33 protein-coding genes and 2 tRNA genes are annotated in these 26713 nt (G+C 59.5%); 15 read left to right on the forward strand and 20 right to left on the reverse strand.

The genetic code is table 11. From position 1 onward, the window contains the following. Positions 1-24: 24 nt before the first annotated feature. Entirely contained in the window at positions 25-1092 is a 1068-nt protein-coding gene (locus DXY29_RS06975; RefSeq protein WP_115024339.1) for an ABC transporter ATP-binding protein, read from the reverse strand. A gap of 252 nt (positions 1093-1344) precedes the next feature. Here DXY29_RS06975 and DXY29_RS06980 point away from each other — a divergent pair, with 252 nt between their 5' ends. After that, positions 1345-2907, forward strand: coding sequence for an ABC transporter permease (locus DXY29_RS06980; RefSeq protein WP_371411073.1), 1563 nt, complete (start codon positions 1345-1347; stop codon positions 2905-2907). On the opposite strand, the gene DXY29_RS06985 is transcribed toward DXY29_RS06980, so the two are convergent. The 5 genes from DXY29_RS06985 to DXY29_RS07005 are packed head-to-tail and all read right to left on the reverse strand — an operon-like array spanning position 2884 to position 7276. Beyond that, complete coding sequence (locus DXY29_RS06985) at positions 2884-3855, reverse strand: metallophosphoesterase (RefSeq protein ID WP_115024341.1); 972 nt, start codon at positions 3853-3855, stop codon at positions 2884-2886. The two genes, DXY29_RS06980 and DXY29_RS06985, sit on opposite strands and share 24 nt — an antisense overlap. A gap of 34 nt (positions 3856-3889) precedes the next feature. Then, positions 3890-4804: a lysylphosphatidylglycerol synthase domain-containing protein gene (locus DXY29_RS06990; RefSeq protein ID WP_115024004.1), complete on the reverse strand. Its 915-nt coding sequence runs from the start codon at positions 4802-4804 to the stop codon at positions 3890-3892. Next, positions 4804-6012 (reverse strand): nickel pincer cofactor biosynthesis protein LarC, encoded by a 1209-nt coding sequence (gene larC / locus DXY29_RS06995; protein ID WP_115024005.1) that lies wholly within the window; start codon positions 6010-6012, stop codon positions 4804-4806. The genes DXY29_RS06990 and larC overlap by 1 nt, the downstream gene beginning before the upstream one ends. Further along, positions 6009-6656: a hypothetical protein gene (locus DXY29_RS07000; RefSeq protein WP_115024007.1), complete on the reverse strand. Its 648-nt coding sequence runs from the start codon at positions 6654-6656 to the stop codon at positions 6009-6011. The genes larC and DXY29_RS07000 overlap by 4 nt, the downstream gene beginning before the upstream one ends. Beyond that, entirely contained in the window at positions 6656-7276 is a 621-nt protein-coding gene (locus DXY29_RS07005) for a hypothetical protein (RefSeq protein WP_115024008.1), read from the reverse strand. Before DXY29_RS07005 ends, DXY29_RS07000 begins: the two co-directional genes overlap by 1 nt. Before the next feature lie 93 nt (positions 7277-7369). On the opposite strand from DXY29_RS07005, the gene DXY29_RS07010 reads away from it, so the two are divergent. Then, on the forward strand, positions 7370-8182 hold the full coding sequence (locus DXY29_RS07010; RefSeq protein WP_244279337.1) for a tetratricopeptide repeat protein: 813 nt from the start codon (positions 7370-7372) through the stop codon (positions 8180-8182). Here DXY29_RS07010 and DXY29_RS07015 read toward each other — a convergent pair. Beyond that, positions 8148-8432 (reverse strand): hypothetical protein, encoded by a 285-nt coding sequence (locus DXY29_RS07015; RefSeq protein ID WP_115024011.1) that lies wholly within the window; start codon positions 8430-8432, stop codon positions 8148-8150. The genes DXY29_RS07010 and DXY29_RS07015 overlap by 35 nt on opposite strands. A 55-nt stretch (positions 8433-8487) precedes the next feature. Here DXY29_RS07015 and xth point away from each other — a divergent pair, with 55 nt between their 5' ends. Beyond that, entirely contained in the window at positions 8488-9318 is an 831-nt protein-coding gene (gene xth / locus DXY29_RS07020; protein ID WP_170952148.1) for an exodeoxyribonuclease III, read from the forward strand. Between the two features lie 6 nt (positions 9319-9324). On the opposite strand, the gene DXY29_RS07025 is transcribed toward xth, so the two are convergent. Beyond that, complete coding sequence (locus DXY29_RS07025) at positions 9325-10776, reverse strand: FAD-linked oxidase C-terminal domain-containing protein (RefSeq protein WP_115024346.1); 1452 nt, start codon at positions 10774-10776, stop codon at positions 9325-9327. 136 nt (positions 10777-10912) lie between these two features. Between DXY29_RS07025 and hemL the strand changes: the two genes are divergently transcribed. The 3 genes from hemL to DXY29_RS07040 are packed head-to-tail and all read left to right on the forward strand — an operon-like array spanning position 10913 to position 13086. After that, positions 10913-12214, forward strand: a complete 1302-nt coding sequence (hemL, locus tag DXY29_RS07030) for a glutamate-1-semialdehyde 2,1-aminomutase (RefSeq protein ID WP_115024014.1) — start codon at positions 10913-10915, stop codon at positions 12212-12214. 10 nt (positions 12215-12224) lie between these two features. Next, positions 12225-12689 carry a hypothetical protein gene (locus DXY29_RS07035; RefSeq protein ID WP_244279338.1) on the forward strand — a complete coding sequence of 155 codons (465 nt, stop codon included), beginning with the start codon at positions 12225-12227 and terminating at the stop codon, positions 12687-12689. Then, a complete protein-coding gene (locus DXY29_RS07040; RefSeq protein WP_115024016.1) occupies positions 12664-13086 on the forward strand; it encodes a cytidine deaminase in 423 nt (140 codons plus the stop codon). The genes DXY29_RS07035 and DXY29_RS07040 overlap by 26 nt, the downstream gene beginning before the upstream one ends. A gap of 237 nt (positions 13087-13323) precedes the next feature. Here DXY29_RS07040 and DXY29_RS07045 read toward each other — a convergent pair whose 3' ends face one another. Then, positions 13324-13791, reverse strand: coding sequence for a nucleoside 2-deoxyribosyltransferase (locus tag DXY29_RS07045; RefSeq protein ID WP_115024017.1), 468 nt, complete (start codon positions 13789-13791; stop codon positions 13324-13326). Beyond that, complete coding sequence (locus DXY29_RS07050) at positions 13791-14048, reverse strand: hypothetical protein (RefSeq protein ID WP_370631257.1); 258 nt, start codon at positions 14046-14048, stop codon at positions 13791-13793. The genes DXY29_RS07045 and DXY29_RS07050 overlap by 1 nt, the downstream gene beginning before the upstream one ends. 170 nt (positions 14049-14218) lie before the next feature. Here DXY29_RS07050 and DXY29_RS07055 point away from each other — a divergent pair, with 170 nt between their 5' ends. Next, positions 14219-14479: a hypothetical protein gene (locus tag DXY29_RS07055; RefSeq protein ID WP_115024021.1), complete on the forward strand. Its 261-nt coding sequence runs from the start codon at positions 14219-14221 to the stop codon at positions 14477-14479. A gap of 73 nt (positions 14480-14552) precedes the next feature. On the opposite strand, the gene DXY29_RS07060 is transcribed toward DXY29_RS07055, so the two are convergent. Both DXY29_RS07060 and DXY29_RS07065 read right to left on the reverse strand, forming a co-directional pair. Beyond that, positions 14553-15548: a glycosyltransferase family 2 protein gene (locus tag DXY29_RS07060; protein WP_115024022.1), complete on the reverse strand. Its 996-nt coding sequence runs from the start codon at positions 15546-15548 to the stop codon at positions 14553-14555. A gap of 257 nt (positions 15549-15805) precedes the next feature. Then, positions 15806-16303, reverse strand: coding sequence for a YajQ family cyclic di-GMP-binding protein (locus DXY29_RS07065; protein ID WP_115024024.1), 498 nt, complete (start codon positions 16301-16303; stop codon positions 15806-15808). A gap of 99 nt (positions 16304-16402) precedes the next feature. On the opposite strand from DXY29_RS07065, the gene DXY29_RS07070 reads away from it, so the two are divergent. Next, complete coding sequence (locus tag DXY29_RS07070) at positions 16403-16819, forward strand: MAPEG family protein (RefSeq protein WP_115024025.1); 417 nt, start codon at positions 16403-16405, stop codon at positions 16817-16819. Here DXY29_RS07070 and DXY29_RS07075 read toward each other — a convergent pair whose 3' ends face one another. From DXY29_RS07075 to ebsA, 3 genes are read right to left on the reverse strand one after another with little or no spacing between them, the layout of a single operon-like run. Beyond that, positions 16820-17356 (reverse strand): DNA recombination-mediator protein A, encoded by a 537-nt coding sequence (locus DXY29_RS07075; protein WP_038556374.1) that lies wholly within the window; start codon positions 17354-17356, stop codon positions 16820-16822. It abuts the gene before it with no gap. Positions 17357-17372: 16 nt separating this feature from the next. Further along, on the reverse strand, positions 17373-18470 hold the full coding sequence (locus DXY29_RS07080; protein ID WP_115024027.1) for a phosphotransacetylase family protein: 1098 nt from the start codon (positions 18468-18470) through the stop codon (positions 17373-17375). A gap of 26 nt (positions 18471-18496) precedes the next feature. Then, the gene (gene ebsA / locus DXY29_RS07085) at positions 18497-18865 is read right to left on the reverse strand and encodes a type IV pilus biogenesis protein EbsA (RefSeq protein ID WP_115024028.1); all 369 of its coding nucleotides are present in this window, start codon (positions 18863-18865) and stop codon (positions 18497-18499) included. 36 nt (positions 18866-18901) lie between these two features. Here ebsA and DXY29_RS07090 point away from each other — a divergent pair, with 36 nt between their 5' ends. Beyond that, positions 18902-19639 carry an SDR family oxidoreductase gene (locus DXY29_RS07090; protein ID WP_115024030.1) on the forward strand — a complete coding sequence of 246 codons (738 nt, stop codon included), beginning with the start codon at positions 18902-18904 and terminating at the stop codon, positions 19637-19639. Here DXY29_RS07090 and map read toward each other — a convergent pair. Then, complete coding sequence (gene map / locus DXY29_RS07095; RefSeq protein ID WP_115024032.1) at positions 19620-20465, reverse strand: type I methionyl aminopeptidase; 846 nt, start codon at positions 20463-20465, stop codon at positions 19620-19622. The genes DXY29_RS07090 and map overlap by 20 nt on opposite strands. Positions 20466-20518: 53 nt before the next feature. On the opposite strand from map, the gene DXY29_RS07100 reads away from it, so the two are divergent. From DXY29_RS07100 to gltX, 6 genes are all read left to right on the forward strand, one after another. Then, entirely contained in the window at positions 20519-20806 is a 288-nt protein-coding gene (locus DXY29_RS07100) for a PepSY domain-containing protein (protein WP_115024033.1), read from the forward strand. 25 nt (positions 20807-20831) lie between these two features. Then, positions 20832-21308, forward strand: coding sequence for a 50S ribosomal protein L19 (gene rplS, locus DXY29_RS07105; RefSeq protein ID WP_115024349.1), 477 nt, complete (start codon positions 20832-20834; stop codon positions 21306-21308). Positions 21309-21365: 57 nt separating this feature from the next. Then, positions 21366-21438 (forward strand) — tRNA-Trp (locus DXY29_RS07110). Positions 21439-21475: 37 nt separating this feature from the next. Further along, the gene (locus tag DXY29_RS07115) at positions 21476-21664 is read left to right on the forward strand and encodes a hyperconserved protein Hcp (RefSeq protein WP_006043540.1); all 189 of its coding nucleotides are present in this window, start codon (positions 21476-21478) and stop codon (positions 21662-21664) included. Between the two features lie 217 nt (positions 21665-21881). Beyond that, positions 21882-21955: transfer RNA gene (locus DXY29_RS07120), tRNA-Asp, on the forward strand. A gap of 21 nt (positions 21956-21976) precedes the next feature. After that, entirely contained in the window at positions 21977-23410 is a 1434-nt protein-coding gene (gene gltX / locus DXY29_RS07125) for a glutamate--tRNA ligase (protein WP_115024035.1), read from the forward strand. Here gltX and DXY29_RS07130 read toward each other — a convergent pair. Genes DXY29_RS07130 through wecB form a run of 4 tightly spaced genes read right to left on the reverse strand, consistent with a single transcriptional unit; the run spans position 23354 to position 26537 of the window. Then, on the reverse strand, positions 23354-24619 hold the full coding sequence (locus DXY29_RS07130) for a sodium:proton antiporter (RefSeq protein ID WP_115024036.1): 1266 nt from the start codon (positions 24617-24619) through the stop codon (positions 23354-23356). The two genes, gltX and DXY29_RS07130, sit on opposite strands and share 57 nt — an antisense overlap. Next, complete coding sequence (locus DXY29_RS07135; RefSeq protein ID WP_115024038.1) at positions 24609-24854, reverse strand: hypothetical protein; 246 nt, start codon at positions 24852-24854, stop codon at positions 24609-24611. Before DXY29_RS07135 ends, DXY29_RS07130 begins: the two co-directional genes overlap by 11 nt. Then, positions 24854-25456: a DUF1643 domain-containing protein gene (locus DXY29_RS07140; protein WP_170952149.1), complete on the reverse strand. Its 603-nt coding sequence runs from the start codon at positions 25454-25456 to the stop codon at positions 24854-24856. Before DXY29_RS07140 ends, DXY29_RS07135 begins: the two co-directional genes overlap by 1 nt. Next, complete coding sequence (gene wecB, locus DXY29_RS07145; protein WP_115024041.1) at positions 25425-26537, reverse strand: non-hydrolyzing UDP-N-acetylglucosamine 2-epimerase; 1113 nt, start codon at positions 26535-26537, stop codon at positions 25425-25427. Before wecB ends, DXY29_RS07140 begins: the two co-directional genes overlap by 32 nt. Positions 26538-26713 lie beyond the last annotated feature (176 nt).

Below are 26713 nucleotides of genomic sequence, written 5' to 3' on the forward strand. Positions count from 1 at the left end.
CCACCGGTACGGCCGCTCCTCGGCTCAGCTCACGTCGGCATGCGGAAGCAACGTGACTCTGGCCCCATCCCGGAACGTGAGCCGGCAACGGGTTTGTGGAGGATGCTCCTGATCAATCGGACAGTGGGCACGCACCAATACATCGGCGATTCGGATTCGGTATTCCCATGCATCGCCCAGAAATTCACGCCCCAGAACACTGGCCTCTCCTTCGGCATCAGCGATGACATTGATGTCGTGAGGGTCTACCAGAACACAACAATCACCGGATGCTCGGCGGTCTGCCAACACCATGGGCTTCGCTTCATCCAGATCGCCCAGCAGACAGGACAACTGCCCTCGCTCCCGCGACTGAACGGGAATCAAGTTGCGTTGAAGCACGAAGGACCCCACAAACGGCGTCGCCGGTGATCGCACAATGTCTTGTGGAGAGGCGCATTGATGCAAAACGCCATCCCTCATGACAGCGACGCGATCGCAGATCGCCAAGGCTTCTCCCGGATCATGGGTGACGATCACGCCGCTGGCGCCACAGGCGTCCAGCACAGAAGCGAGCTCACTTCGCAGTCGCAGCCTCACCTCCACATCCAGACTGGAGAAGGGCTCATCCAGGAGCACAACCCTTGGAGCTGGGGCCAGGGCTCGCGCCAAGGCCAGCCGTTGACGCTGACCACCGGACAGCTGGTGCGGATAGCGCTGCTCCAATCCATGCAACCCCAGCAACTCAAACAGCCAGGCCACCCGCTCAGGGTTGGGGTGCCGCTGGGGCAGACCAAAACTGGCGTTCTGCCAGGCATTCAGATGAGGAAACAGCGCATAGTCCTGAAAGACCATGCCAACACCCCTGCGTTCTGGCTCCATCCATGCCCCTTCCCCAGCCACGGTGCGCTGGGCCAGCTTCACCGTGCCCCGCTGAGGGCGTTCAAAGCCAGCAATCAAGCGCAGCAGGGTGGTTTTACCGCAACCGGAGGGGCCGAGTAAACCCAGCAGCTCCCCTTGCGCCACTTGAAGATCGACCCCCTGAAGGGTCCAGCCCTCGGAAGCATTGCCGTAGCAATGCCAGACACCGTTCAACTCAACCGTCGGCTCCATCGGGAGCAGCTGTTCCACAGATCCAAGCAGCTTGGGAACGGACAGAGCATATGAGTGTGCCAAATGATCGATCCTGGCGTGCGTTTTGCACGTCCTGGGCTGACCAACCATCAACGCCTTGTCCGCCAACGGACGCACTGATCGCTGGGATGAATGGTTTGCTGATCGTCTGCCTGACCCACCCCCTTTATCGCCAGACTCATTCCAGGGCAATGTCGCAACGACGGTGTCCGGCCCATCGCTCAATTGACGTTGCTGACCAACCGGATTGTTCCAAGCCCGAGCCGGCTGGCCCTCTTTCTGATCGCTTCGATCACAGCCCTGATTGCCATCTGGCCGGTGCTGACGTTGGTGCAGGAGGCCATCAAAACCCTGCAGAGCGGCTTCACCGATCTTGGCCCCGATGGGATGCGCCAGGTGCTGGGCACGATCAAGCTGCTCCTAGGAACAGCCACATTGGGCACCGTGCTGGGCACGACCAATGGATGGCTGCTGTGCAACTGCCGTTTTCCTGGCCGCCAATGGCTGCGGATTGCCCAGCTGATTCCGCTTGCAACACCGGCCTATCTGCTCTCAGCAACACTGATCGATCTGGGGAGTCGCCACAGCTGGACCATTCACGGCATGGGCTGGGGCATCACTGTCATGGCCTTGACGACCTACCCCTATGTGTTTCTGCTGAGCACAGAAAATTTCTCCGTCAGCGGCCGGCGTCAGCTGGAGGCGTGTCGCAGCCTGGGGGTCGGCCCGTGGTCAGCCTTCGGTCGCGTTGCCTTGCCGATCGCTCTTCCCGCGATCGGGGCCGGTGTCGCCCTGATGGGGATGGAAGTTGTCAATGAGCTCGGTGCTGTTCAGCTCCTCGGGATACCAAGCCTCTCCGCAGGCATCCTCGAAACCTGGCAATCCGACGGCAATCCTTCTGGAGCCATCAGCTTGGCCTTGATCACGTTGGTGATCGTGCTGGGTTTGGTGATCTGTGAACGCAGCCTGCGCAGCCGCAGTCGGCGCTGGTGTGATGGGGTAGCCGGTGGAGATTCAACGGCCTGGCCCCTGAATGGAACACGGGCAGTGGTGGCTCAACTGCTGGCGATCATCCCTCCTGTGTTGAGCCTGGGAACCCCACTGCTGTGGGCCGCCACAAACCTGGATCAGCTCCAAAACGGCTGGAACGACGATCTGATCAGCCTGAGTGGGCGCAGTCTCCTACTGGCCCTGGCTGCCGCCGTTATGGCGGTTGCGGCAGCTCTGGTGCTGGCCATCGCCAAACGCTGGTCTGATGCCCGATGGCTGAAAAGCCTCACCTTCCTGGCGGGAACGGGCTACGCAATCCCCGGCACCGTTCTGGCTCTAGCCCTGCTGCTCACCGGAGCCCCCTGGCAGGTCGCCCCGTTGCTTCTGCTCCTATGGGGATACAGCGTCCGTTTTCTGGCAGTAGCAAAAGGGGGGTTAGACGCTGCACTCGAGCGGATCAGCCCAAGCCTCGATGAAGCGGCCACGGGGATGGGTTCCCCGTGGCAAAGCGTGCTCCAACGGGTGCACTTGCCTCTGCTGCGCGGGCCTATCACCGTCGGCTTGTTGCTGGTCTTTGTCGACACAGTGAAAGAGCTTCCCCTCACCTTTGCCCTGCGGCCGTTCGACTTCGACACCCTCTCAGTGCGGGTGTTCCAATACGCCGGCGATGAACGGTTGGCCGAAGCACTGTTGCCGGCCCTGATGATCCTCGTGCTGGGGCTGATCGCCGCAATGGCTCTGGTGCCGACGCTGGATCACGCCTCCAGCAGGGACGGGTCGTCATCCCCGCAGCAACCTCTCTGAGGAATTGCGCTGGAGCTCCCCGGCACGGGTGTTGAGACGGAGAGGGAGTGTCGACCAGGACAGCGGCTGTCCCGTTGAAACGGCATAGGTGGTTTCTTTGATGTCACCCCTCAACCCATCCATCTCCAACAACGTGAAGGTCTGCTGAGCTGAAGTTCCACCGTCCAGCAAGCGCCGGGGGCCACTGCCCAGCGCTCCGAGCTGGATGAGATCGAGCTGGCCACGGCGACCGGAGAACCAAGCGTGATGGTGACCACTGATGTAGCCCTGCACTCCGGCGTTCTCCATCAGGGCCTGGAGCGCGCTCCCCCGGTCCAATACCTCACCAGGGCGATCCTTACCCTGACCAACACCGACCAGGGGCAGATGACCAACCACGAACCGTGCACGAGCGGTTTGTGCCTTCGTACTGGCCAACTGTTGTTGTGCCCAAACCAGCTGGTCCTCAGGAACACGGGCTGAGCTGGCATCCCAGACCAGCCAGAAGATCCCGTCCTGCAGCACCGTGTAACGAAATGGGAACTGAGAGGCATCCACAAACGCCAATCCCAAGCGTGAACGGATCGGGGTCCAGAACCGGGAAACAGCGGCACGATCAGCCGGAAAACCCGGTGAACCGTCATGGTTCCCGATCGCCGGCAGCAGCGGGATGCCGGCCGTCTGAAGCAGCCGTAGAACCGACGTTTCGAACCCCCGCCACATCGCATCGAGCTGCAGCCCCGTGAGGCCTCGCATCTGGCCCGCGACCATGTCCCCTGCACACACGACCAGATCCGGCTGAAGGGCAATCAGCTGGTCCAGCCCCTGATGAACGGCAGGGATGTAGCTGGTGGCTCCATAACTGCTGTTGAGATCACTGATCAAGCCGACACGTAGCGCCGCCCGCCTGGCAGCGCTCAAGGGCAGGGCCACGGCACTGAGACCGGTGCCAAGCACCAGCTGCAGCATCCGGCGACGACTCAGCACCACAACAGCCAGGGGGTCAGCATGAACGTTTCAAACGTTGCTCCACCAGCCGATCCGCCACAAGTGCCGCGCTGGCAACAACATCCGCAAGGGTGGACAAGAGCCGATAACTGAGCACGACGGCCAGCAACTGCGCTTCCGGCACGGCAGGACCCAACCGAAGCAACAAGGTGGCTTCAAAGACCCCCAGACCACCAGGGGCACCGGGGACCACCAGCCCAACGGCATAGGCCAGTCCAAATGCTGCGAGCCAGGTGAATGGCGCCGGGCTGCGAATGCCAAAGGCCTGCACGCTGCACCAGAACCCGGCAAAGCGGCAGAGCACAAACAGCAGCTGAAGCGTGAGTGGCCACCAGGGGTAGCCGCCGCGACCGCTCCCCTCACTCTCCAGTGGCCCGCCGCCAGCGGACTGCAACTGCGCCGCCTTCGAACGCTCCAGCCGACGCAGGAGCGGCTCCCGCCACCGCGGAATCATCAGGAGCGCTGGCAAGGGAGCGAGCAGTGCGAGGCCCTGCTGCCATCCACCAGCAACCACAACAAGAACGGAAGCCGCCACGATCAGGAGCGGATCAAGAATCACACCGGCCAGGGCCGGTCCACCGCCAATCACCGGGCGCAGCACCCGGACCCGCTCCACCAGATGCCAGATTCCACCTGGCAGGTACTTCAGCAGGTTGCTGCGCACAAACAGCGGCACCACCGCGAGGCCTTGGGGAGGGTGCTTCAACCAGACCAGCAGGTCGCGCCAGGCCAGACCATTGATCAGGATGCTGAGCCAAGTCAGGCCCAGACCCAACAACAGCCACCACCAACCATTGGCCACCAGGCTCAGCTGGCGAAGCTGGTCAGCCTGCTGGGCCATGGCCACAGCGATGAAGACCAGGCTGGCCAGCGTGATCCAGAGCTTGGGTTGGCGAAGGATTTTGCCCATCAGATCCAGTCTTCCGTGCTGACAAACGGTGCAGCAGCTGCGGCAGCCCTCAGCTCATCAAGACCACACCCAGTGCTGGCCTGAAGAGCCTCCAGGGCATCAGCTTCGGCTTTGACAGTGCAACGACCATCCGGGCGTCGCACTTGTTTGGCGGCGAGGGGACCCCAGGGGGTGTCGAGCACACCATGGCGCCTCGGTAACACCCAGCGTCCCTGGCGCCGCTCCCGCAAACCAATGCTGCTGCCAGCACTGAGCCAAAGCCGGCGCATCTCGTCGGCATCACCATCCCGCACCAACGCAGTGATGGCCTGACCACTGCGGCCCTTTTTCATCAACAACGGCTGCACCGCCACATCAATCGCCCCCGCATCTCGCAACCGATTGGCCAATGCAGCAACCTCCTCAGGGGTGGCGTCATCAATCCAGGCTTCCTGAACGACCAGCGACTCCCAGCGGGGACCTGCAACTGCATCCACCGACGGAGTGTTGAGCACCAAGCGCACCAGGTTGGGGCGATCCAGCTGGCGATGGCCGAGGCCAACGCCGATTTTTTCGGCCACCAGAACATCAGGGGCCACAAAGCGATCCGCCAGCACCGACACCAAGGCCAGACCCGTGGGCGTCACCAATTCCCCCGTGGGCAGGTCACCACCCTGTAGAAGCGGAATGCGGTGACGACGCGCCAGTTCAAGCACTGCAGGAACGGGGACGGGCAACAGGCCATGGGCTGTTGACACCGTCCCGCTCCCGGCAGGCAACGGGGAACAGACCACCTCTGCCGGGTTGAGATCTTGCATCGCGGCACAGACCCCCACCACATCCACAAGGGCATCGATGGCCCCCACTTCATGGAAGTGAATGGCCTCCGCCGAGGTCCCATGCACCGTGGCTTCGGCTTCCGCCAGGCGGGTGAATACGGCAAGAACGGTTTGCTTCAGCGATGGAGCCAAGGCAGCTGCATGGATCTGATCGCGGATCTCCGACCACTGGCGGTGGGGAGGCTGATCCTCGAGCCCCTGCACATCAACGCGGATCCCCCGCAGTCCGCCGCTGCGCGCCTCGTGCTGGGTGAGGCGGTAGCGCCCTGCCAAACCGAGGGCCGCCAGGGGTGACTCCACAACGGCCTGATCCACACCGAGATCCAACAGGGCGGCAAGGAGCATGTCCCCCGCCAAACCCGTTGGCGCATCAATCCAGAGCGCGCTCATCGCCCCAGACGCGGGGCCGCCTCCAACAGCGCAACCGCCTCACGGTCAAGCGCCTGACGCTGCTGACGCAGTTGCTGCTCGATCTCCCGACGGGCCCGACGCTGCTCCCGCTGAGCGGTGGCAACGTCATGGCCGGACAGTCCCCAGAGCCGTCCCAGCAAAGCGCGGTCATCTGCACCACCACGGGCCTGACCGAAGACCACGGTCTCCGCCGCGATGCCGGCCTGGAGCACCCGGCTCCAACGCCGCAGATCCTCGAGAGGCATCCGAACACTATCCGGCACGGTGAACTCAGTGGCACCACTGCTGCGCAGCCCAGCACGCACACAGGCAAGGGTTCCAACCAGCACCTGCTGCACCGGAAGTTGCTCCTCTTCCGCAATCAGGACATGGCCCGCCTCATGCACCGCAATCCGACGCAGACGCTCCTGACCACCGGGCAAGGCTTCCGCCAGGATGTGGCCACCCATGCCCTGCCAGGTGGCGGCATCAACACTGAGGGTGACCAGAGCACCCCCGACAGCCACCACAATCCAAGCGGAGGACAGACCCAAGGCAGGGCCAAAGGCTCCGAGAACGGTGATGCCGACAACAGCGACACCAGCGCGCAATACCCCCGTGGAGCCCTGCCCCTCCTCCGCCATCAGCTCCGAACGCGGGAGGTGGCACGACCGCGACCTCCCTTGGATTTGCCACCACGCGTCGGCATTGGTGCAATCACCTCGTGCTGTTCCAGATGAAGTTCCTGTCCCTGCCGGCGCAGGTCGAGGCTGACGAAGTGGCGCAGGTTTTCCAGGGGAAGCTCGCCCTTGATCTGGAGCTTGAAGGGGAGCGGCCGGTGGCCGTCAGCCCGGGCCTGCTGCCGCACCTTCACCACCATTTCGCCGGTCTCGGGCTTGGTGAAGATCAACTCCCCTCTGATGGAGAAGTAGTCGTCTCCCTCGGGCAAGGTATCTGAGGCATCCGCTTGCTCCGGCGAAAGAGTGCTGGGTTCCCAGACACCAGCAATCTGAAGATGGAGATGATCACTTTCGCGGCTTCTGGGGTACACCACCCAGAGGTGCGGTTGATCCAAGGGCAGATGCCGCCGGATCAGGGTGAGCACTCGACCGAGCACAACGGTTTCCAGGGGGACCCCCTGGGCATCGGTCAACGTGCCGCGGGTGAGTTGGTCGGGATCGGTAGGGGCGTAGGTGCCCCGAACGAGACCGATGGCCCGGTACTGCAACGGCTCTGTGACCGGGGGAATCGGATGGGCGCGCATTGATCCAGATCCGGGCGGAGTCAAAAGCCCTTGTCAAGACTGTAGCCAGCCCACCGCAATCCCCTCAGACTGAAATAGCTGATTCGTGATCGGATGCAGAGCCCGCGCCGGATCCTGTTGCTGCTGGTGTCCATGGTTGGGGCTGCACTGGTCGGTTGGATCACTGCTGCCTCCATGGCCCCTGAAACCAGCGCCAGCGGAAGTCGTCTGGCTGAAGATCCTCAGGTCGAATCGCTGATGCAGCAACTCCAGCTCCAGGAGGAGCTCAGCGAGGCAGAACGTGTTCTCCTTCTGGAACGTTTGATTGCTCTGGAACGCCTTCAGGAAGCCGAAGTGGCGCTGCAACCGTGGATCACGGCTCGTTCCACCCCCCGCGAACTCAGCTTGTTCAAAGCGGAGCTGCAACGCCTCAATGGCCAGCCCGAGGCAGCCCGACGCAGCCTCAATCAATTGATGCGCTTGCATCCGAATGATCCGCAGGTTTTGCAATTGCTGGTGCTGCTGGATCAGCAGCGGGGACGCCAAATTCAGGCCACGACTGAACTCACCACCCGTTTCAAGGGCCTGGAACCGGGACAACGTCTGGAGATCGGTCTGCTTCTTGCCGATCTCTTACGTCAAAGCGGATCCCACCAGGAAGCGGTCAACCTGTATCGCCAACTGGCTTCAGAGGAGCCGAGCAACACAAGGCCCTTGCTGGCCCTTGCGCTGTTGCAGCAGGACCAAGGCCACACAAAGGATGTTGAAGCTCTGCTGAAGCAGGCCCGCCAACGGCGGGATTCAAACGGACAGATCGATCCATCGATCGATGTTCTGGCAGGACGGCTCGGATTGAGCGCTGCACGCAATGCCGCCTCGGAACAACCTGGTCCTACGGCGATTCGGGCTGATTCTGGAAGGCCTTGAGGGCCTCATCAATGGCATCGGAAGGTGGCGTGGCGTCATCCATGGCCGTCGACCTCCGGATCCTGTTCATCAGATCCATGGGGTTAGCGGCGTCGAGAACGGAGCCGTTGTCATTGGTGTTTCCGTAAATCTCTCGTTCTTCGCGGTTCTGATAAGGCGCATCCACCTGGGCGTTTGCGCCAACAGGGATGGTCGCTGCGATCAGGCAGGGCAGAACAAGTTGTGCGACAGCCGCAAGACGGGAGGACATCAGCGGATTTCGGGGTGGGCTGATGCTAAGGGTCTTTTTCACCACCGGATCAACCGTGCAGATCGCCACCTGGAACGTGAATTCCGTTCGCACGCGACTAGATCAGGTGCTCAGTTGGCTGGAGAACGAGCAACCGGATCTTCTTTGTCTGCAGGAAACCAAGGTTGATGACCCGCTGTTTCCTTTGCAGGACTTCAAATCTGCTGGCTGGCACGTGCACATCCATGGCCAGAAGGCTTACAACGGCGTCGCCCTGATCAGCCGCGACCCCTTGGAGGATGTGCGCTGCGGATTCGTTGGGGAGCTCCCTGACGAGGCTGAAGCTGCGGATCTCGGCGAACAGAAACGCGTGATCAGCGCACTGCTGAATGGCGTCCGCGTGCTCAACCTCTATGTGCCGAATGGATCAAGCCTGAAATCAGAGAAATATCCCTACAAACTGACCTGGCTTGGTTGCCTCAAGCGTTACCTCGAGGCCCAGCAGGAGCGCGGCGAACCGCTGTGCATGGTCGGTGACTTCAACATCGGGCTTGAAGCACGCGACCTTCCCGACCCCGACCGACAAACCGGCGGCATCATGGCCAGCGATGCTGAACGCAGTGCTCTTCGTGCCGCCCTTGGTGAGCGTCTTCAGGACGTGTTCAGGGTCTTCGAGCCAGATTCCGGCCACTGGAGCTGGTGGGATTACCGCAGCGGCGCCTGGGACCGGGACCGCGGCTGGCGCATTGATCACATTTATCTCTGCGAGGAACTGCTGGGGCTCGCCCGGAGCTGCATCATTCACAAAGGCATGCGCGGCAACGTGCAACCCAGTGACCACGCACCGGTCAGCGTTGACCTCGATTGGCCTCCATCCGATGACGACAACGATGACCTGCTGTTCTGATGGCCGTCAGTAGAGCTCCACGCCTGCTGGCAGCGTGACCATGCGTTTGGCCGATTCCCCACAGGTGCGCGGCGTGGGCAGCACCTTGCCGGGATTGGCGCGGTTGTCGGGGTCGAAGGCAGAGCGCAACAGACCCATCGTCTCCAGATCATCCGGGCCGAACATCCAGTCGAGATAACAACGCTTGTCGGCCCCGACACCATGCTCACCGCTGATGCTGCCCCCGGCGTCGAGACACACCCGCAGGATGGCGGCACCGAGTTCCTTCACGCTCCGCTCCACATCGGGCTGATCCAGGGAATACAGGATCAATGGATGAAGGTTGCCATCACCCGCATGGAAAACATTGGCCACGGGCAGGCCGTGCTCCTGGCTGAGCCGTTCAATCGCGGCAAGCACCGACGGAAGGCTGCTGCGAGGCACCACACCGTCTTGCACGTAGTAGGTGGGCGTGATTTTGCCGACCGCTGAAAAGGCAGATTTACGCCCTTTCCAGAGCACAGCGCACTCCGTGGGGTCCTGGGCCCGACGCAGGCCACGGGCCCCCGCTGCCCGACACAGCTCATCGGCACGTTCTGCTGATGCCTGAACCTCAGCGTCCTGGCCATCCAGCTCAATCAACAGCACCGCTGCAGCGTCACGGGGGTACTCGTCGTAACCGAAAAAATCGTTCACGGCGTTGATGGTGACGTTATCCATGATTTCCATCCCGGCCGGCAGCAAACCGCTCGCGGTCACAGATCGCACCGCTTCCCCCGCAGCTTCCATCGTGGCGAAATCCGCCAACAGCACGTTCACGCACTCCGGCGCCCGGAGCAGGCGCAGGGTGATGGCCGTCGCGATGCCCAGCGTCCCTTCACTGCCGATGAAGGCACCACGTAGATCCAACTCGCAGGATTCCGCCAGCCCGTTTCCCAGCTGGGTGGTTGTTCCGTCGGGCAACACCACCTCAAGCCCCAGCACGTGGTTGCTGGTCACGCCGTACTTGAGGCAGTGCACCCCTCCTGAATTTTCTGCCACGTTGCCGCCAATGCTGCAGACCACCTGACTGGACGGATCCGGGGCGTAATAGAACCCGTCACCCGCCACAGCCCGCGTCACCCAGCTGTTGATGACCCCAGGCTGAACCTTGACCCGTTGATTGGCTAAATCAAGCTCGAGCACCCGACGCATCCGACTGGTAACCACCAAGAGCGCTTGCTGATCCACCAGCGCTCCCCCCGAAAGGCCGGTACCGCTGCCGCGAGCCACGAATGGGACACCGTGTTGATGGCAGCACCGCAGGACGGCGGAGACCTGATCGGTGGTTTCTGGCAGCACCGCAAGGGGTGGGCAATGACGCTCAAGCGTCAGTCCGTCACAGTCGTAACTCAGCAGTTCCTGACGCTTCGCCACGATGGCCCGAGGGGGCAGACAGCGGCGCAGATCCCTCTCCAGAACTGACCAGTCGTGGCTCACAGCGATCTCGATCTGACCCAAGACTACGCATCAAAAAGCTTGCGAAGTGGGCAATTAAGAAACACAGCAAACAGAACTGGACGTTCCTGAGTCAGGATGTTGCACGGTTTGCATCAGCCCTTTGGCGTCGGTTCCAGTGACAGCTCCCGCGTTGAACACCAGCCAGTCCGAAGCCATCTTCGGAGCAGCACAGGCCCTGATGCCCGGAGGCGTCAGCTCCCCTGTGCGGGCGTTCAAGTCGGTCGGCGGTCAGCCGATCGTCTTCGATCGGGTCAAGGGTCCCTACGCCTGGGACGTGGATGGGAATAAATACATCGACTACATCGGCAGCTGGGGGCCTGCTATCTGCGGCCACGCCCACCCCGAGGTGATCGCAGCACTGCAGGAGGCGGTCGAGAAGGGCACCAGCTTCGGAGCTCCTTGTGCCCTGGAGAACACCCTGGCCGAGATGGTGATCGACGCTGTTCCCAGCGTTGAGATGGTGCGGTTTGTCAACAGCGGTACGGAAGCCTGCATGGCTGTGCTGCGACTGATGCGCGCCTACACCGGCCGCGACAAGGTGATCAAGTTCGAGGGCTGCTACCACGGCCATGCGGACATGTTCCTGGTAAAGGCTGGTTCCGGAGTGGCAACCCTTGGGCTGCCCGATTCTCCAGGTGTGCCCCGCAGCACCACCGCCAACACCCTGACGGCTCCATACAACGATCTAGAGGCCGTTAAAGCTCTGTTTGCCGAGAACCCCGACGCCATCTCTGGCGTCATTCTCGAGCCGATCGTCGGCAACGCTGGTTTCATTCAGCCGGAACCGGGCTTCCTCGAGGGGCTACGCGAACTCACCAAGGAGAACGGAGCTCTGCTCGTGTTCGACGAAGTGATGACGGGATTCCGGATCAGCTACGGCGGCGCCCAAGCCCATTTCGGTGTCACCCCAGACCTCACAACCATGGGCAAGGTGATTGGTGGTGGTCTGCCCGTTGGCGCCTATGGCGGCCGCGCCGACATCATGGGAATGGTGGCGCCTGCAGGCCCGATGTATCAGGCCGGAACCCTCAGCGGTAATCCCTTGGCGATGACTGCAGGTATCAAGACCCTTGAATTGCTCAAGCAGCCCGGTACCTACGACAAGCTGACCGCCACCACCCAGAAGCTCGTGGCGGGCATCAAGGAAGCAGCACAGGCCGCCGGCGTGCCGATTACAACCGCCAGCGTCAGCGCCATGTTCGGCTTCTTCCTCTGCGAAGGCCCTGTGCGTAACTTCGAGGAAGCCAAGGCCACGGATTCGGAACGGTTCGGCAGGCTGCACCGCGCCATGCTCGAGCGGGGCGTCTATCTCGCACCTTCCGCCTTCGAAGCCGGCTTCACCTCCCTGGCGCACTCCGACGCCGACATCGAAGCCACGATCAATGCCTTCCGCGAAAGCTTCGCGGCTGTGGCCTGATCCCGCCGTGATGGCCTCAGCACCTCCTCCCCCTCCACTGGTCTGCACCATCCAGACCGTGGAGAGCCGGTGGTCAGGCCAACCCATTCCTGGCATTCGTCAGCTTGAACAACAGCAATTCCAGATTGATCGGGGTGGTGGCAAACCCAGCATCGATCCGGCCACGGTGATCGAGAGCAGGCTCACACCTCTGGTGGAACGATTCAGCAGTTCCGGTGTTGAGCAGATTGAACGCTCAGGGATGACCTATCACTGGTCCTACGAAGCACCCTTGGGTCCTCTCCAATTCAGCAATGGCGGGGGATCAACAAGCCCAGCCCGCGACAGTCGTGTCGCCGTGAGCGGCGATCTGATTATCGACGTGCAAAACGGTTTCAAACTCAGTCAGCAATCCCGCCTAACCCAATCCGGTGGGACACAAACCCTGAGCAGCCTTCTTGAAACAGCCCATGGCTCCTGCCACGAACAACGCTGAGGCGCTTCTGGTGCAGGCTCGGCAAGCCGCCAAGCGTGCCCATTGCCCTTATTCGAACTTCCATGTGGGTGCCGCCGTGCGGTGCGAAGACGGGAGCGTGATCGACGGCTGCAACGTTGAAAACGCCAGCTATGGACTGAGCATCTGCGCGGAGCGCGTTGCGCTGTTTACTGCCATCAGCCTGGGCAAACGACCAATTGCACTGGCCGTGAGCTGTATCGATGCCCAGACCGATGCCTTGCCTAACTCACGCATGCCATGCGGCGCTTGCCGCCAGGTGATGCAAGAACTCCTTCCGAGCGATGCCTATGTCAGCATCGACGGGGTTGGCACCATGCAGCTTGACCAACTTCTCCCAGCACCATTTCAGCTTGGCGCGCCAAACAGCAATCGATAATTACAAAAATAAATTCGAATCAATTGATCAACAGGGCAACATTTTGATCAAGATCATTACCTATACAACTAAGCCTCGCACAGTCGAATCAAAAGACACATGAAAACACCTCAAACAAAATTTCATCGCTCCCGCCAGCACCACAATAAGCTCCTAGAAAAACAATATTTCTATTAATTTTTACCATCCAGCCCAAAAAGAAAACACAGAACTACGCTGTTGATTCGCAGACAAAAATCAAGAGTGAGCCCAGCGTGCCAAAGCTTTCTGAGGATCACTAATTTCAGACAAGTCGCTATAAACGTACTGCGGCCATTCAACCTCTGGAAGGCCTGCAAATAACATCAAATTGAGTGGATATTCTTCCGAATCCGTACAGCGACGGAAGTCATCCCGAAACAGGAATGTTGGCTTACCAAGAGCAATCGCGGCACCAAGTTCCACCATCACCCCTTCATCAGGTGGCGTTCCATTCACGATCGCGAATAGGGCATCAGCATCACGCACATCCTGCAAGTCCCGCTGTGCAACGCGATAGGCCCAACCGGGTTCCGCCAAATTCACCTGACCATTTCGCGCAAAGGGCTCCCACACCTCTAACCTCAGGGCCTCCAACGCCCCGATGAACTCTGGCAACAACAGCCGCTTCCACTGGGCGGAAAAGCCGTAAGGAGACGCCAAATAAATCGTACGCAAGGACGTCATCACAGCCCACGCGAGGAGCGATAGGCCTGCTCATCCGCACGAGCCTTTTCGAGGTTTTCCCAGGGGAACACCACCCATTCCGACGACTCTGCAACCACGGCTGCCGTCCACCAGTTAGGACAGCTCTTGCTAACCCACACGGCAAAGGATGCCTGAGGCACCTGAGTCTTCAACACCTTCAACGTGCGCCCGGTTTCATAGACATCATCCACAATCAACGCCGATTGTTCTGGTGATGACAGCATGGGGCGATCCATGGCATGGCTCAGTGCAACCGCGAGGCAAAGCCCCCCTCTAGGGACCCCGTAAACCCCGGTCACCGCTGAATTTGCAAACCGTGAAGCCAACAGCTGCACAGCCTGATCAAACTGGGCCCAGCTAAGGATCTGCATAGCCGGAGAATGGCACATCAACGCTGTAATGCACTTTGAGCCGAGACGTCCCCCCCCAGGAGCAAACCCGCAAATGGTTTCGCAGCCATCTGCTGAACCGGGAGCTGGAATTGCAGGAGCTCTATGACCTGCCGCAAGGAGAACTTGATCTTCTGATGGCCGAAACCGCAGAGATCCGCTCGGACACAGAAAACCGATCCCGCAGTCACGGCCGCTGGTGCACAGCGGGCTATGTGCTGGAACTCGCCCGGATCATTGACGGGCGACGGGCCCGAGATCATGACACTTTCAGGTAAATCATTCGATCATGCCGTGAACGATGACTCTGACCACCAAGTTGAGATGCAGGACTACAACCACCATTCAGGCTTACGAGCCATCTCTAAACATCAACAACGAATCCCGAGCATTTTCAATAAATCCAAGCCATGACCGACGAAATTTAAAATCACCACGAAGCAATTTCAGCACTCTTTTCTGATAGCTGACCTTATGTGGGTCAGAAGCAAGCAGTTGCTGCGTCGCCCTAATCTCTCGATCAATCGTGCGATGCCGATACACCTTTTGGATCTTCACAACGCTTTCGCGAAGCTCTTGTTTGGCCGCCTCTGGGTCACCATCAACATTGTCCCGAAGATGATTCAACATGGACCGATCCAACGACATGCAGTAGGGGTCGATCTGCTCGGGCATGGAATCGAGAACATTTAATAGGAATGCCACACGAGCATGACGGCTTGGGAAATCCATCGAATCATTATCCGCATTTAGATTCACCTGCTTACGCCCTGAACTCTGTGCAAGAGTTCGCTTAACCACACCGCCTTCTTTCAACAGGAGATCATCCAGACCTCGGAGGTAGTAGTGCTGAACAGGAAATTGTTGACCCTGGCCAACACCAAGGCAACGACCGGATCCATGGGTGTTAGATGCATGAAGACGAAGCCGCTTGAGTGCAGATGTTTTGACGATTGATTTCACCTGGGGGAAAACAAAAAATCTCTTTTGAGCAGACTCAAAGAAATCATCATCCATGGATGCTGTCAGTCTCCATGGCATCAGGAGAGATTCAATATTTTCCTCTTCAAGGAATCGGAACAAACCTGGATGCAAGTATTCATCAGCATCAATAACAGCAACATAATCCTCTCGGATCAGATCCTGAACACTGGAAATCTTTTGCCCTTCAGACTCATGGAATTGAATCTCATTTTTTGCGAATATCTCTCTGCACAATGGCGCCGCTCCTGGAGCAATCACAGGATAAAAAGCGTCAACACCAAGGCGACGATGATGATCAATAAAAGACTGCAAGTAGGGAGCCTCGCCATCAAAGACACGAACCGCGATGGCGTAACTACCCACTAAAACAAAGAAATTTAATTCAAATTACCACAACATGTCCCTTGAAAACATGTTGCCCTCAAGGGCTTGCGTCATGGAATCCAAGCCTGCCTGCATCAAGAGACACTCCTGGGGATCCCCGCAGCCATGCAACCAATCTCCACGAGTGGGGCCGTGAATCAACATGCTTTTGTTAGTGCAGGCATGATCGTTGCAATACATCCCAAGCCATTCGTCGGCTTTGGATCAACTCAACATCAGGCCCTGCATCCTTCTGATCAGCGATAGTTCTCAAACTGTAGAGGTACATCAAGTTCATCTTCTTTGCTCTTTACAAGTTGAATAGCAGCCTGAAGATCGTCCTTATTCTTACCCGTGATCCGCACACTTTCACCCTGGATTGCAGCCGTCACCTTCTTCAGTTCGTCACGCACCATCTTGCTTAGTTTTTTAGCAATCTCCTGACTAAGGCCCTTACGCAGCTTCACCACCTGCTTCACCCGATTTCCCCCCGCCGTTTCAGGAGTTTGAAAATCAAATATTTTGAGTGAAAGGTTGCGTTTGGTCGCTTTGGTTCGAAGCACATCCTCCACAGCTTGAAGCGTCATATCACTGGCTGTGGTGATCACCAGCTCTGTCTCTTCCAGATCAATCTCAGTGTTGGAATCCTTGAGGTCATAACGGTTGCCCACATCGCGACGCACCTGATCGAGGGTGTTCACCAGCTCCTGACGGTCAAAGTCAGAGACCACGTCGAAGGAATACGTACTGGCCATGTCGCGAGCGTGTCGATCCTCCAGCTTAGAAAGCCACCGCCCCCTTCAAGGTTGCAGTCATCCAAGGCCCGTTATGGTCGCCAGACCTGATCGAAATCGATGACTCCTGCGTTTGCCTGGGCCCTCTGTCTGATGGGAGGAGTCGTGATGGTGAGCATCGTGCTTACCGGCGCCGGAAGGGCCAAAGCAGACTTCACCATGGCTGATCTGCAGGCACCACGGGCGATGTTTGAGCGGCTGCCCGCTTTCGGTCAGCGCGCGGTCTGGGCACAGGAGAACAGCTGGGAAGCACTAACTCTGGGGGCCCCTGCGATGCTGTTGTGTCTGATCAGTGGTGTCAGCAGCACCAGTGCGATCGCTGCAGCGTGGATCTGGCCAGGCATCCGTTTCGTCTATCTGTTCGCCTACGTCGGCAATGTGCCTCCCCTTAGGGGACTGTGTTGGGCGACTGGAGTGACGGCCGTCGGCGTCTGCTACGTCGAGGGGCTACGGGCCGTGATCAGCGCCGCTGGCTGATCAGTCGAAATACAGAAGGCTCACCACCTTGCCCATATCTTCTGCGGTTCGAGCACTGGCCAGCAGCGTTTCACTGTCGTGAAAGGCCAGGCAGATCAATTGATCACAGCGGTTGATGATCTCCTGATTGCACAAACTGCTGGCCATCGGCAAAGGCAGATCGTCCTGCTCGGGCTTATCAACAAGGTGCAGCACACGATCCAGGAGATCTCTGATTTCAGGCACCTGCCTATCGAGGCTCTGGGGCAACAGCACGGTGAGCTTGGAAGGATCAACTTCAAGACACCCTCGAATCACGGCAGCATTCACACCCTGTGATCCTGATGTCACCAAGGAATGGCCTTCCTGAACGAGAGAGCGTGCCACCAACTCGATCAGATGAACCGCAACAACGGGGACATGGCGGCTACCAAGGATGGCGATCCTTCGCTGACTTTTGTCCTGCAACAGTGCAAGTTCCTGCGCCAGGGTGTCAACCCGATCGAGAGCTGGCAGATCCAGTGACTGACCCAAGGAAAACCCGCCGCCTGATTTCATCGGAAGCTAGCAACCATCAGGCGTGTTGAACCGTCAGATTCAATGCACTGAAGAGCTGATCCAGCTTGCAGTGCTCTTCCACAAGACGGAAGGCATAGGTCGCCTTCACAGCTTCATGCAGCCGCACATGTCCGAAGGCCTGCTCAATCACTTCCACCGTGGCGAGCGTGTCGTGCTCCACCTTGAGGAGGGGCACATCCAGCTCTTCAGCGCGGTTGATCAATTGAGGGAGAGGTTCCCCCGCTCCAGTCAGGATCAGGCACTGGGTTGAAGCCTCCAGAGCAGCCAGCTGGATATCAGTGCGATCCGCACCCGTGACGACAGCCATGTTGCGTCGTTTGCGGAAGAACTCCATGGCTGAATTCACATTCATCGCGCCAATACTCAGGGTTTCCACCAGCAGTTCTTGCCGTTCTGGGCAGCAAATCACCCGCGCATTCAGCCGTCTTACCAACTCACCGACGGTGACGCTGCGCAGCAATGGGGAACGCGGCATGACCCCGAACACCTGCAAGCCCAGGCCCTGCAAGGCAGGAACCACCTGACGCTCCAAGCTCTCGACCTCCTCGGGGGTGACAGCATTCAGGACGACACCGACCAGGCGATCTCCAAGGGTCTGCTTGGCCGCCAGAAGAGCATCCACGCTGCGACTGTCCTGCCACAGGTGCACCAGCACGACCTTGGCATCAAGACCTGTCGCCAATTGCGGCAGGCTGAGGCCATACAGCAGCCCCTCCTGCAGGCTTCCCGCGCACTCCAAAAGGGTGAGTCCTTCGCCGGCCTCTATTTGCTGCCGGAGTTCATCGAAACCTTCGCCTGCATCCAGCTCGCCCAGGCCAAGGCGCTGGGCAGCTGTTGTCGGAGACAGCAGATGCATCGATGGAATCAGACGCTCCGACGGCAGATTCAGCGTTTCACCAACAAAGCGAACGTCATCGTCGATGAGGGGTTCCGGCAACGGCCCCTGGTTTGGATCCCAATCCAGGCTGGTGGCCAAGGGCTTTCCAAAGCGGATCTGCTGTCCGGCTCGCGCAAGCTGCTGGGCAATTCCCAGAACTAGGGCCGACTTCCCACTGAACGGCTCGCACGATCCGATCAACAGTGTCGTTCCCATAGAGGTGATGCCTGTCATCAATGAATCTAGGCCTGCTCAGGAGCATCACTGCGCTCAATCAACAGCCACTGCCAGAACCCATCGGGGAGGTCCGGCTCCGATCGCTGCGGATGAGAGCGATCCATCAGCCAGGCCACCAGTTGATGAGTCACCAGAGAGAAATCAACATCCCCCTCTGTATGACCAGGAAAACGGAGTTCGCATTCCAGCCTCTCCAGGGGCGCAGCGACCCCGTTCCAGCGGAGTTCATAGGGGTATCCATCCATTCCGGCAACGGGACGCCGCCCCTCCAATTCACCGCGACGCAGGATCTGCAGGGCTGCGGCGAGATCCTGCTCACGACTGACACCACCGCAATAGGGAGCAAACAGAACCAGTTGGGCAGCATCTGACACAGCTGGTGTTGGGTTCCTGGTTCAGTCGATTCAAGGATGCCCCAAGCTGGCCCCATGGCCCAGTCCCCCTTCCACGGCCGAACCATCGGCATCACAGGCGCGCGCGGAGCTCTGGGCGTAGCCCTCTCCCGTTGCTTTCGTGGCGCAGGCGCCCACGTGATCGGTTTCACGCACGGTGCGACACCTCCAGAGCAAACGGATGGCCCCCACCGCTGGGTGAGCTGGAGCTGCGGCAACGAAGCCAGCCTGGACGCCGATCTGGCGGACATCGATGTTCTAGTTCTCAACCATGGAATCAATCCTCAGGGCGACCAAAGCCCTGACGTGATCAATCAAGCCCTGGAGATCAACACCCTGAGCAGCTGGCGGCTGATGCAGCGTTTTGAGGCCATCAGCAGAACCTCAACCCGGGGTTGTCCAAAAGAAGTGTGGGTCAACACCTCAGAAGCGGAAATTCAGCCTGCCGTCAGTCCGGTGTACGAACTCACCAAACGAATGTTGGGTCAGCTGGTGAGCATCCGTGGTGCTGTGCTCGATCCATCAGGGCGCGAAGCCCTGATCCTGCGCAAGCTTGTGCTCGGCCCCTTCCGCTCATCGCTCAATCCCATTGGGGTCATGGGAGCCGATTTCGTTGCTGAACAGGTGCTGCGCCAAGCCGGCTGGGGGTTTCGCCTCGTGATCGTGACCCCAAACCCACTGACCTATGTCTTGATGCCCCTGACCGAGCTCGGACGGAGGATCTACAGCCAGATCCTCAGTCGCCCCGATCAGTGAGGATCTCGCACCCGTCGCTGGTGACCAGAACAGTGTGTTCCCACTGCGCGGAAAGCGATCCGTCGCGGGTGACGACAGTCCACTGATCTCGGAGTGTGCGGCATGCCTTACTGCCAGCATTGAGGATTGGCTCAATGGCCAGGGTCATGCCGGGACGCAGGGTGACGTTAGGAAGCTCATCGGTGCGGAAGTTGAACACGGAGGGTTCTTCGTGCAGGTTCCGGCCCACACCGTGGCCGGTGTAATCCTCCACGACACTGAAACCGTTGGCCTTGACGTGGTCTTCAACCGCTCCAGCGATATCCAGCAGGGTGTTACCGGCTTTGACTTGGCTGAGACCAGCCATCAAGGACTCCTTGGCAACACGGCTCAACGTCTGAGCTTCCTCGGGGGCATCACCCACGCAGATCGTGATGCAGCTGTCGCCGTGGTAGCCCTCGAAGTACGCGCCGGTGTCAACTTTCAGCAGATCGCCCTGCCGGATCACCCGCTTCGCACTGGGAATGCCATGCACCACCTCGTTGTTGATGCTGGCGCAGATGCTCGCTGGAAACCCGTGATATCCCTTAAAGCTCGGGGTCGCGCCCATTTCCCGAATGCGTTTTTCGGCGTAGGCATCGATATCCCCAGTGGTTTGACCAGGCTCCACCATTCCCATCACTTCGCGGAGCACGGTTGCAACGATGTGACTGGCTTGGCGCATGATCTTCACCTCGCGCGCCGATTTGATCTCAACACCTCGTCGCTTCTGGATCCGCGGCCCGGTTGCTGTCACCTGCCCCTGCGCAGCCTGGGTGGATGCCAGAAGATCAGCAAAGAGATTCATGGCTCAACCGAATATCCGTCACGCTATCAACAGCAACCGAATTGATGCCGGTCATGACGCTGCTTGTGCGCTTGCGCGAACTGCACCGAAGCGTTGCACCATTCGTTCTGGCGCCACTGCTGGTGACGGTGTTCTCCGGCGTCAGTTATCGCTTGGCCCGTGATTGGTTCGGAGCGAGCCGCGAGCAGGTGCACTGGTTAATGGTGGTGCATGAAGGGGAATGGCTTGGATCCACACTGGAACCGGTTGTCGTGCTTCTCAACGCCGTCGGCCTGTTATGGATGCTGATCACAGGCGCGGTGCTCCTGATCGAACGATGGCGCCGGAAGGTACACTCATAGTTTGGCGATTCAACGCGGAGCTGGGATGGCAGCCGATTCGAAGGACACAGTGGTGACCGACGAGAACACCGAAGCGGCTGTGGATACAGCACCTGAGGCCTCAGAGGCGAAGCCCAACAAGGCTGCTAGCGCTCCAACAAAAAAGCTGAGCGCCGAGGCTCTTATTCGCGGCTTTGAGACGGCTCAGCAGAAGGATGATCTTCCTGAGATCTACGTGGGTGACACGGTTCGTGTTGGCGTGCGGATCAGTGAGGGCAACAAAGAACGCGTGCAGCCCTACGAGGGCGTGGTGATCTCCAAACGCCATGGAGGCCTCAATCAGACCATCACGGTGCGGCGGATTTTCCAAGGCATCGGTGTCGAGCGGGTGTTCATGGTTCATAGCCCCCAGGTGGCTTCCATCAAGGTGGAGCGGCGCGGTAAAGTGCGCAGGGCGAAGCTTTTCTATCTGCGGGAACGGGTGGGCAAGGCCACCCGCGTGAAGCAGCGCTTCGATCGCTGAGGTTTCGACCTCGTTCAATCAGTTGCCAACAACGTTGGCTTAGGGGTTCATCGCCTTGCGCCGTTAGTTCAGTTGGTAGAACGCAGGTCTCCAAAACCTGATGTCGGGGGTTCGAGTCCTCCACGGCGCGTCCGATGTTCCCCTCGTGCAGTTTCCCGGTTCTGAGCATGGAGTTGGATCTTCAACCTGGTGATGTTGTGAAGGTGTTGGAGTCAGCCGCCCTTGGCTGGGTCCGAGCCCGAGTGATACGCGTCAAATCTGGCGGCCGTGTGGTCGTTCAAAGTGATCAAGGTCGTGAGTTCACCGCTCGTGGCAATCAGGTTCGGCTGATTGAACCAGCTGGATTCCGCCCCTGAACTTTGTTCTGTCGGTTTTCAACCGATGTGAGCTGCTTGTCCCGACGACACAGTCGTCGGGATTTTTTTAATGGCATCGATCTGATGACAAATAAAGCTTCTTCCTCACTTCATGTTGTTGACGGAGGGCAGGGCGACGGTTGATACTGATCAGGTCGCCAAGGCGACTCAGGTCAAGCTGTTCTGAGGAACACTCCTAAAAAGCTTGCTTTGATCTGGGACCGTAGTTCAACCGGTTAGAGCACCGCCCTGTCACGGCGGAAGTTGCGGGTTCGAATCCCGTCGGTCCCGTTCTCACCACCAAGAGCATCGATGGTGCGCGTTCGATTGGCCCCTAGCCCAACGGGCACGCTTCATATTGGAACGGCGCGAACAGCTGTTTTCAACTGGCTTTACGCCAAGCATGAGCAGGGAACATTCGTGCTCCGCATCGAAGACACCGATAAAGAGCGGTCAAAACCGGAGTTCACCCAGAACATCCTTGAGGGCTTGCAATGGCTCGGGCTCAACTGGGATGAAGAGCCCGTCATCCAGAGCGAACGGGTCTCCCAGCATCGTGAGGCGATTCAGTCCCTGCTCGATCAAGGATTGGCCTACCGCTGCTACGCCAGCGAATCGGAACTCACGGCCATGCGCGATGCGCAAAAAGCCTCCAACCAGGCTCCGCGCTACGACAACCGTCACAGGAATCTGACACCGGATCAGGAGCAAGCCTTTCAGGCGGAGGGGCGTGAATCAGTGATTCGCTTTCGGATTGATGACGCCGCCGAGATCCGCTGGAACGACCTGGTGCGTGGCGCCATGAGCTGGCGCGGCTCAGACCTCGGCGGAGACATGGTCATTGCCCGTCGGGCACCATCCGACGTGATCGGAGACCCTCTTTACAACCTTGTGGTGGTGGTGGATGACGCCGCCATGGAGATCACCCACGTGATCCGCGGTGAAGACCACATTGCCAACACGGCCAAGCAACTGCTCCTTTACGAGGCCCTAGGTCTGCCGTTACCCACCTTTGCCCACGCCCCTCTCATCCTCAATTCTGAGGGACGCAAACTCTCCAAACGAGATGGCGTGACGTCCATCAATGACTTCCGCGCCATGGGATACACCCCTGACGCCATTGCCAACTACATGACCCTTTTGGGTTGGTCCGTTCCGGAGGGCATGGAGGAACGATTCAGCTTGAGCGAGGCCGCTGCCGTCTTCAGCTTCGAGCGTGTCAACAAAGCAGGTGCCCGCTTCGACTGGGACAAGCTCAACTGGCTCAACGCCCAGGTTTTGCATGGCTGGACATCGGAGCATCTCCTGAAAGAGCTGACACCACTTTGGGCTGGGCGCGGTTGGGAGCAACCCAACAGCAACAGTTGGAGCCTCGACCTCTGTGCCTTGCTGGGCCCGTCGCTCACCCTGCTGAACGACGGCGTCGATCAGGCGGCACCGTTCTTTGAATGCCCGGAACTCCAGGAGGATGCTCTTGAGCAACTGGCGGTCGACGGAGCGAAAGCGGCCGTCACCAACCTGATTGAGCGCCTTGAGAGCAAACCATGGGATGGCATGGATACTGATCAAGCCAAGGCCTGGTTGGGGGATGCCGCCAAAGCCGCCGGTGTGAAAAAAGGAGTGGTGATGAAATCCCTGCGCGCCGCATTGCTTGGGCGTCTTCAAGGACCGGATTTGATCACAACATGGTCACTGCTGGCCCGAATCGGTGAGGACCTGCCGCGTCTGCGGCGCTGCCTCAGCTGACGTTGGTTCAACGTCATCGCCTTTGACCAGACCGAGAGCCCGAGCTAACGGTTGAGCAGTAAGGCCCTGCAGACCAACGGTCATCAGGATTGTCAGAAACACCAGCCCCTGAAGACGTCCAGCCCCCAAAATGCCGGCCTGTTCGAGACGTATGGCGAACAGTGAGGCCACTGATGCAGTAACGATTCCTCGAGGAGCGAGCCAACCCAGAAACAGGCGTTGCTCAAGGTTGTACGGAAGGCCAATTGTGGCCACCCCTACGCCGATCGGGCGCACCACCAGCATCAACGACAGCACACACAGAATCCCGCCCCAACCGAGCGGACTGAGTTCAGCCCAAGACACGTCAGCCGCCAGCAGCGGAAAGAGCATGGTGATCGCCAACTGCGCCAGTTCCTGAATCAGACCATCCAGTTCGGCGGTGTGCGGTCCTGGACGGCGACCGACGACGATGCCTGCTGCCACCGAAGCGGGAAGGGCTGATTCAGGCAGCAGCCACTCACTGACGCCGTACATCAGAAACAGCAAACCCAGGCTGAGCTGAAGCGGTAACCCCTTCAACTGATCGGGATTGAGTCGTCTCAGGACCTCTGACAAGAGCCAGCCGACGCTCCCGCCGATCAGCACACCGCCACCCAATCGATACAACAGGCCGAGCATGACCTCACGCCAGCCATGCAGATTGCCAATGGCAAGCTCCAACAGCAACAGGGCTAAAACAGCGCCGATGGGCTCAAGGACCAGTCCTTCAGCCTCAAGAACTTCACCCAGAGGCGGTGCGAGCCGAATCTGACGCACCAACGGGGTGACCACCGTTGGCCCCGTGGCCAGCACGATGGCGCTGAAAACGGCGGCAAGCGACCAGCTGAGGCCAGCAAGCCAATGGGCCGCCAACAGACCACCTCCAAGGGAGATCAACAGGCGTAGGGCTGCGATGCGCTGCACCGTGGCCTTGATCGTGTCACCGGGCAGGCGGAGATTGAGTCCGCCGTCGAACAGCACCAGGCTGACCAGCAGACCCACCACAGTCCCAAGCCCGGAGCCAAGGTCGAGGGGTTCCACCCAACCCAAACCCGAGCGACCGATCAGCAGCCCAGACAGGAGCAGCAGAACAACTCCAGGCAATCCAGACGTGGCCGCCAGAAGGCGCGCCGAAGCACCCGAGAACACAGTGACGCCCCAGAGGAGGCCCAGACGCTCAGGCGTCATCGACGGAGGAGAACTGAGGTTCCACGCGCACGCCAATCACAGCCTGGGGCCGAACGACCAGATATTCACCCTCCAGATCGCTGATGGGAACGTTGACGAAGCCGCCCTGCGTCTCGGCATTGACCAAACCTTGGTACCACTCCTGAAAGGTCTCGAGTTTCGGGAAGAACACGCGCTCGGTCTGCCCTCCCACAAGGTGGAGATGAACGGCATAACGGCGAGGCGTACGGGACATCAGTGCGGAAGGACATCCGTCATGCTTTTCACAGGATGACGGATCGGTTCAGGGTCTGCCCATAGAAAAGGGTGAAGACCTGCCCGTCGCGGGGCATAAAGCGGATGGCGTGGCTGTCCCGAGGCCGTCAACCCCAACATCAAAGGGTGAGGAGAATCGGGAACAGATCGTTTGCGCTCAGCAAGCAACTTTTGAATCCCGTCAAGAACGGCCTGAGCCCGATCCAGTCGCGCCCCATTCACCCCCCAACCGCACCAGAGATCGACCCCAGGCATCAGGGACCAGTGGTTGAGCCATCGCATCAGGAAGTAGTCGTTCCGAACACCAATTGGATCCTTCACCCTGAGCAGCGCCGCAGGCGATGGCGAGATGCGAGCAAACAAATTGAGAACGACCAATTCCCGATATCCCCATTCCCTTGTGAAGCCAATCAATCGACGCAGGGTCGGGTCATCGCGCTGTCCATCAGCCCTTGAGGGGTTCAGTCCGATAAAAAGCAGGCAACCCTCCCCAGCGCCCAGGCAACGCCGCAGCCACCAGCGATAGCAGCCATCGCTGCTCAGCAGCGCCTCAGACTCCGAGGTGGCGGCAAGACCGCTCAAGAATGCGTTCGCTGGCGTGACCATCGCCGAAGGGATTAACGGCGCGGGACATCTCTTCATAGGCCGTGGGATCCCCAAGCAGGCGCGAGGTCTCTTCCACAATCACATCGGGATCGGTGCCCACCAGCCGAGCCGTTCCCGCATCAACGGCCTCCGGCCGCTCCGTGGTTCGCCGCAAGACCAGAACAGGTTTGCCGAGCGCAGGAGCTTCCTCCTGGAGACCACCGGAATCGGTCAGCAGCAGGCAGCAGCCTTTCATCGCCGCAACAAGCCGGTCGTAATCCAAAGGTTCGGTCAGAACGACACGGGGATGACTCCCCAGAAGAGCTTGCAATGGCTCACGCACCGTTGGATTGCGATGCATGGGCAGCAGGAGGGCCGTGTCGGGGTATCGATCCAGCACCTGCAGCATGCCTGCAGCGATGTCATGGAGACGATCACCCCAATTCTCCCGCCGATGCACGGTGGCCAGGATCACCCTCTGTTGGGCCCAGTCGAGTCCATCGAACTGGATATCCGGCGCCGATTCCGCCATCAGCAACAACGCATCGATCACTGTGTTTCCAGTCACGGAGATCTCCCCGACAACACCGGATGCTTTCAAATTGGTTTCCGCCTTAGCCGTTGGCGCGAAGTGAAGTGACGCAATCTGAGAGAGCAGTCGACGATTGGCTTCTTCAGGGAAGGGGTCCAGAAGATTGTCGGTCCGCAGACCAGCCTCCACATGCCCAACCGGAATCTGCTCGTAAAACGCTGCCAGGCCAGCGGCAAAGGCCGTGGTGGTATCCCCTTGAACCAGGACCAACTGCGGGGGATAGGCCTGAAAGTCTTCACGCAGCCCTTGAAGCGCTGCACAGGTGACGTGCGTCAGGGTTTGGCGGGGCGCCATCAGGTTGAGATCCTGATCAGCTTGGAGATGAAATAGATCCATCACCTGGGCCACCATTTCACGGTGCTGACCAGTCAGGACGACCCGAGTCTTCAGCGCATTACAGGCCTGGAACATCCGGATCACCGGAGCCAGCTTGATCGCCTCCGGACGCGTTCCCAGAACGATCGTGACGCGGGGCTGTTCAGCCATTCCATCCAGACGGACCGCTGGAGTTTACGGGCGTCAACCCGGAGAGAACAGTGAGAAAACCTTGCCAGCCTCAGCATCGGGACGATCCTGAAGGGAAATCTCTCGCCATCACCGTGGCTCAGCCGGTTTTCCCCCCCAGCTTCCCGCCGCGCCCGACGTCAGACCGGACCTCTAAG

The organism is Synechococcus sp. UW69 (genome assembly GCF_900474185.1).
GTDB lineage: Bacteria > Cyanobacteriota > Cyanobacteriia > PCC-6307 > Cyanobiaceae > Parasynechococcus.

Excerpts from the sequence above, each read along its gene's own strand:
- DXY29_RS07115 (WP_006043540.1), top strand. The coding sequence starts at position 21,476 with ATGGAGTTGGATCTTCAACCTGGTGATGTTGTGAAGGTGTTGGAGTCA.
- DXY29_RS07090 (WP_115024030.1), top strand. The coding sequence starts at position 18,902 with ATGCCCCAAGCTGGCCCCATGGCCCAGTCCCCCTTCCACGGCCGAACC.
- DXY29_RS07065 (WP_115024024.1), bottom strand. The coding sequence starts at position 16,303 with ATGGCCAGTACGTATTCCTTCGACGTGGTCTCTGACTTTGACCGTCAG.
- DXY29_RS07075 (WP_038556374.1), bottom strand. The coding sequence starts at position 17,356 with ATGAAATCAGGCGGCGGGTTTTCCTTGGGTCAGTCACTGGATCTGCCA.
- DXY29_RS07100 (WP_115024033.1), top strand. The coding sequence starts at position 20,519 with ATGACGCTGCTTGTGCGCTTGCGCGAACTGCACCGAAGCGTTGCACCA.
- DXY29_RS07010 (WP_244279337.1), top strand. The coding sequence starts at position 7,370 with ATGCAGAGCCCGCGCCGGATCCTGTTGCTGCTGGTGTCCATGGTTGGG.
- DXY29_RS06985 (WP_115024341.1), bottom strand. The coding sequence starts at position 3,855 with ATGCTGCAGCTGGTGCTTGGCACCGGTCTCAGTGCCGTGGCCCTGCCC.
- DXY29_RS06975 (WP_115024339.1), bottom strand. The coding sequence starts at position 1,092 with ATGGAGCCGACGGTTGAGTTGAACGGTGTCTGGCATTGCTACGGCAAT.
- DXY29_RS07015 (WP_115024011.1), bottom strand. The coding sequence starts at position 8,432 with ATGTCCTCCCGTCTTGCGGCTGTCGCACAACTTGTTCTGCCCTGCCTG.
- DXY29_RS07080 (WP_115024027.1), bottom strand. The coding sequence starts at position 18,470 with ATGGGAACGACACTGTTGATCGGATCGTGCGAGCCGTTCAGTGGGAAG.
- DXY29_RS07135 (WP_115024038.1), bottom strand. The coding sequence starts at position 24,854 with ATGTCCCGTACGCCTCGCCGTTATGCCGTTCATCTCCACCTTGTGGGA.
- rplS (WP_115024349.1), top strand. The coding sequence starts at position 20,832 with ATGGCAGCCGATTCGAAGGACACAGTGGTGACCGACGAGAACACCGAA.
- map (WP_115024032.1), bottom strand. The coding sequence starts at position 20,465 with ATGAATCTCTTTGCTGATCTTCTGGCATCCACCCAGGCTGCGCAGGGG.
- larC (WP_115024005.1), bottom strand. The coding sequence starts at position 6,012 with ATGAGCGCGCTCTGGATTGATGCGCCAACGGGTTTGGCGGGGGACATG.
- DXY29_RS07000 (WP_115024007.1), bottom strand. The coding sequence starts at position 6,656 with ATGGCGGAGGAGGGGCAGGGCTCCACGGGGGTATTGCGCGCTGGTGTC.
- DXY29_RS07070 (WP_115024025.1), top strand. The coding sequence starts at position 16,403 with ATGACTCCTGCGTTTGCCTGGGCCCTCTGTCTGATGGGAGGAGTCGTG.
- DXY29_RS07040 (WP_115024016.1), top strand. The coding sequence starts at position 12,664 with ATGGCTCCTGCCACGAACAACGCTGAGGCGCTTCTGGTGCAGGCTCGG.
- DXY29_RS07005 (WP_115024008.1), bottom strand. The coding sequence starts at position 7,276 with ATGCGCGCCCATCCGATTCCCCCGGTCACAGAGCCGTTGCAGTACCGG.
- DXY29_RS07050 (WP_370631257.1), bottom strand. The coding sequence starts at position 14,048 with ATGGATCGCCCCATGCTGTCATCACCAGAACAATCGGCGTTGATTGTG.
- wecB (WP_115024041.1), bottom strand. The coding sequence starts at position 26,537 with ATGGCTGAACAGCCCCGCGTCACGATCGTTCTGGGAACGCGTCCGGAG.
- gltX (WP_115024035.1), top strand. The coding sequence starts at position 21,977 with ATGGTGCGCGTTCGATTGGCCCCTAGCCCAACGGGCACGCTTCATATT.
- DXY29_RS06990 (WP_115024004.1), bottom strand. The coding sequence starts at position 4,804 with ATGGGCAAAATCCTTCGCCAACCCAAGCTCTGGATCACGCTGGCCAGC.
- DXY29_RS07130 (WP_115024036.1), bottom strand. The coding sequence starts at position 24,619 with ATGACGCCTGAGCGTCTGGGCCTCCTCTGGGGCGTCACTGTGTTCTCG.
- DXY29_RS07035 (WP_244279338.1), top strand. The coding sequence starts at position 12,225 with ATGGCCTCAGCACCTCCTCCCCCTCCACTGGTCTGCACCATCCAGACC.
- DXY29_RS07045 (WP_115024017.1), bottom strand. The coding sequence starts at position 13,791 with ATGACGTCCTTGCGTACGATTTATTTGGCGTCTCCTTACGGCTTTTCC.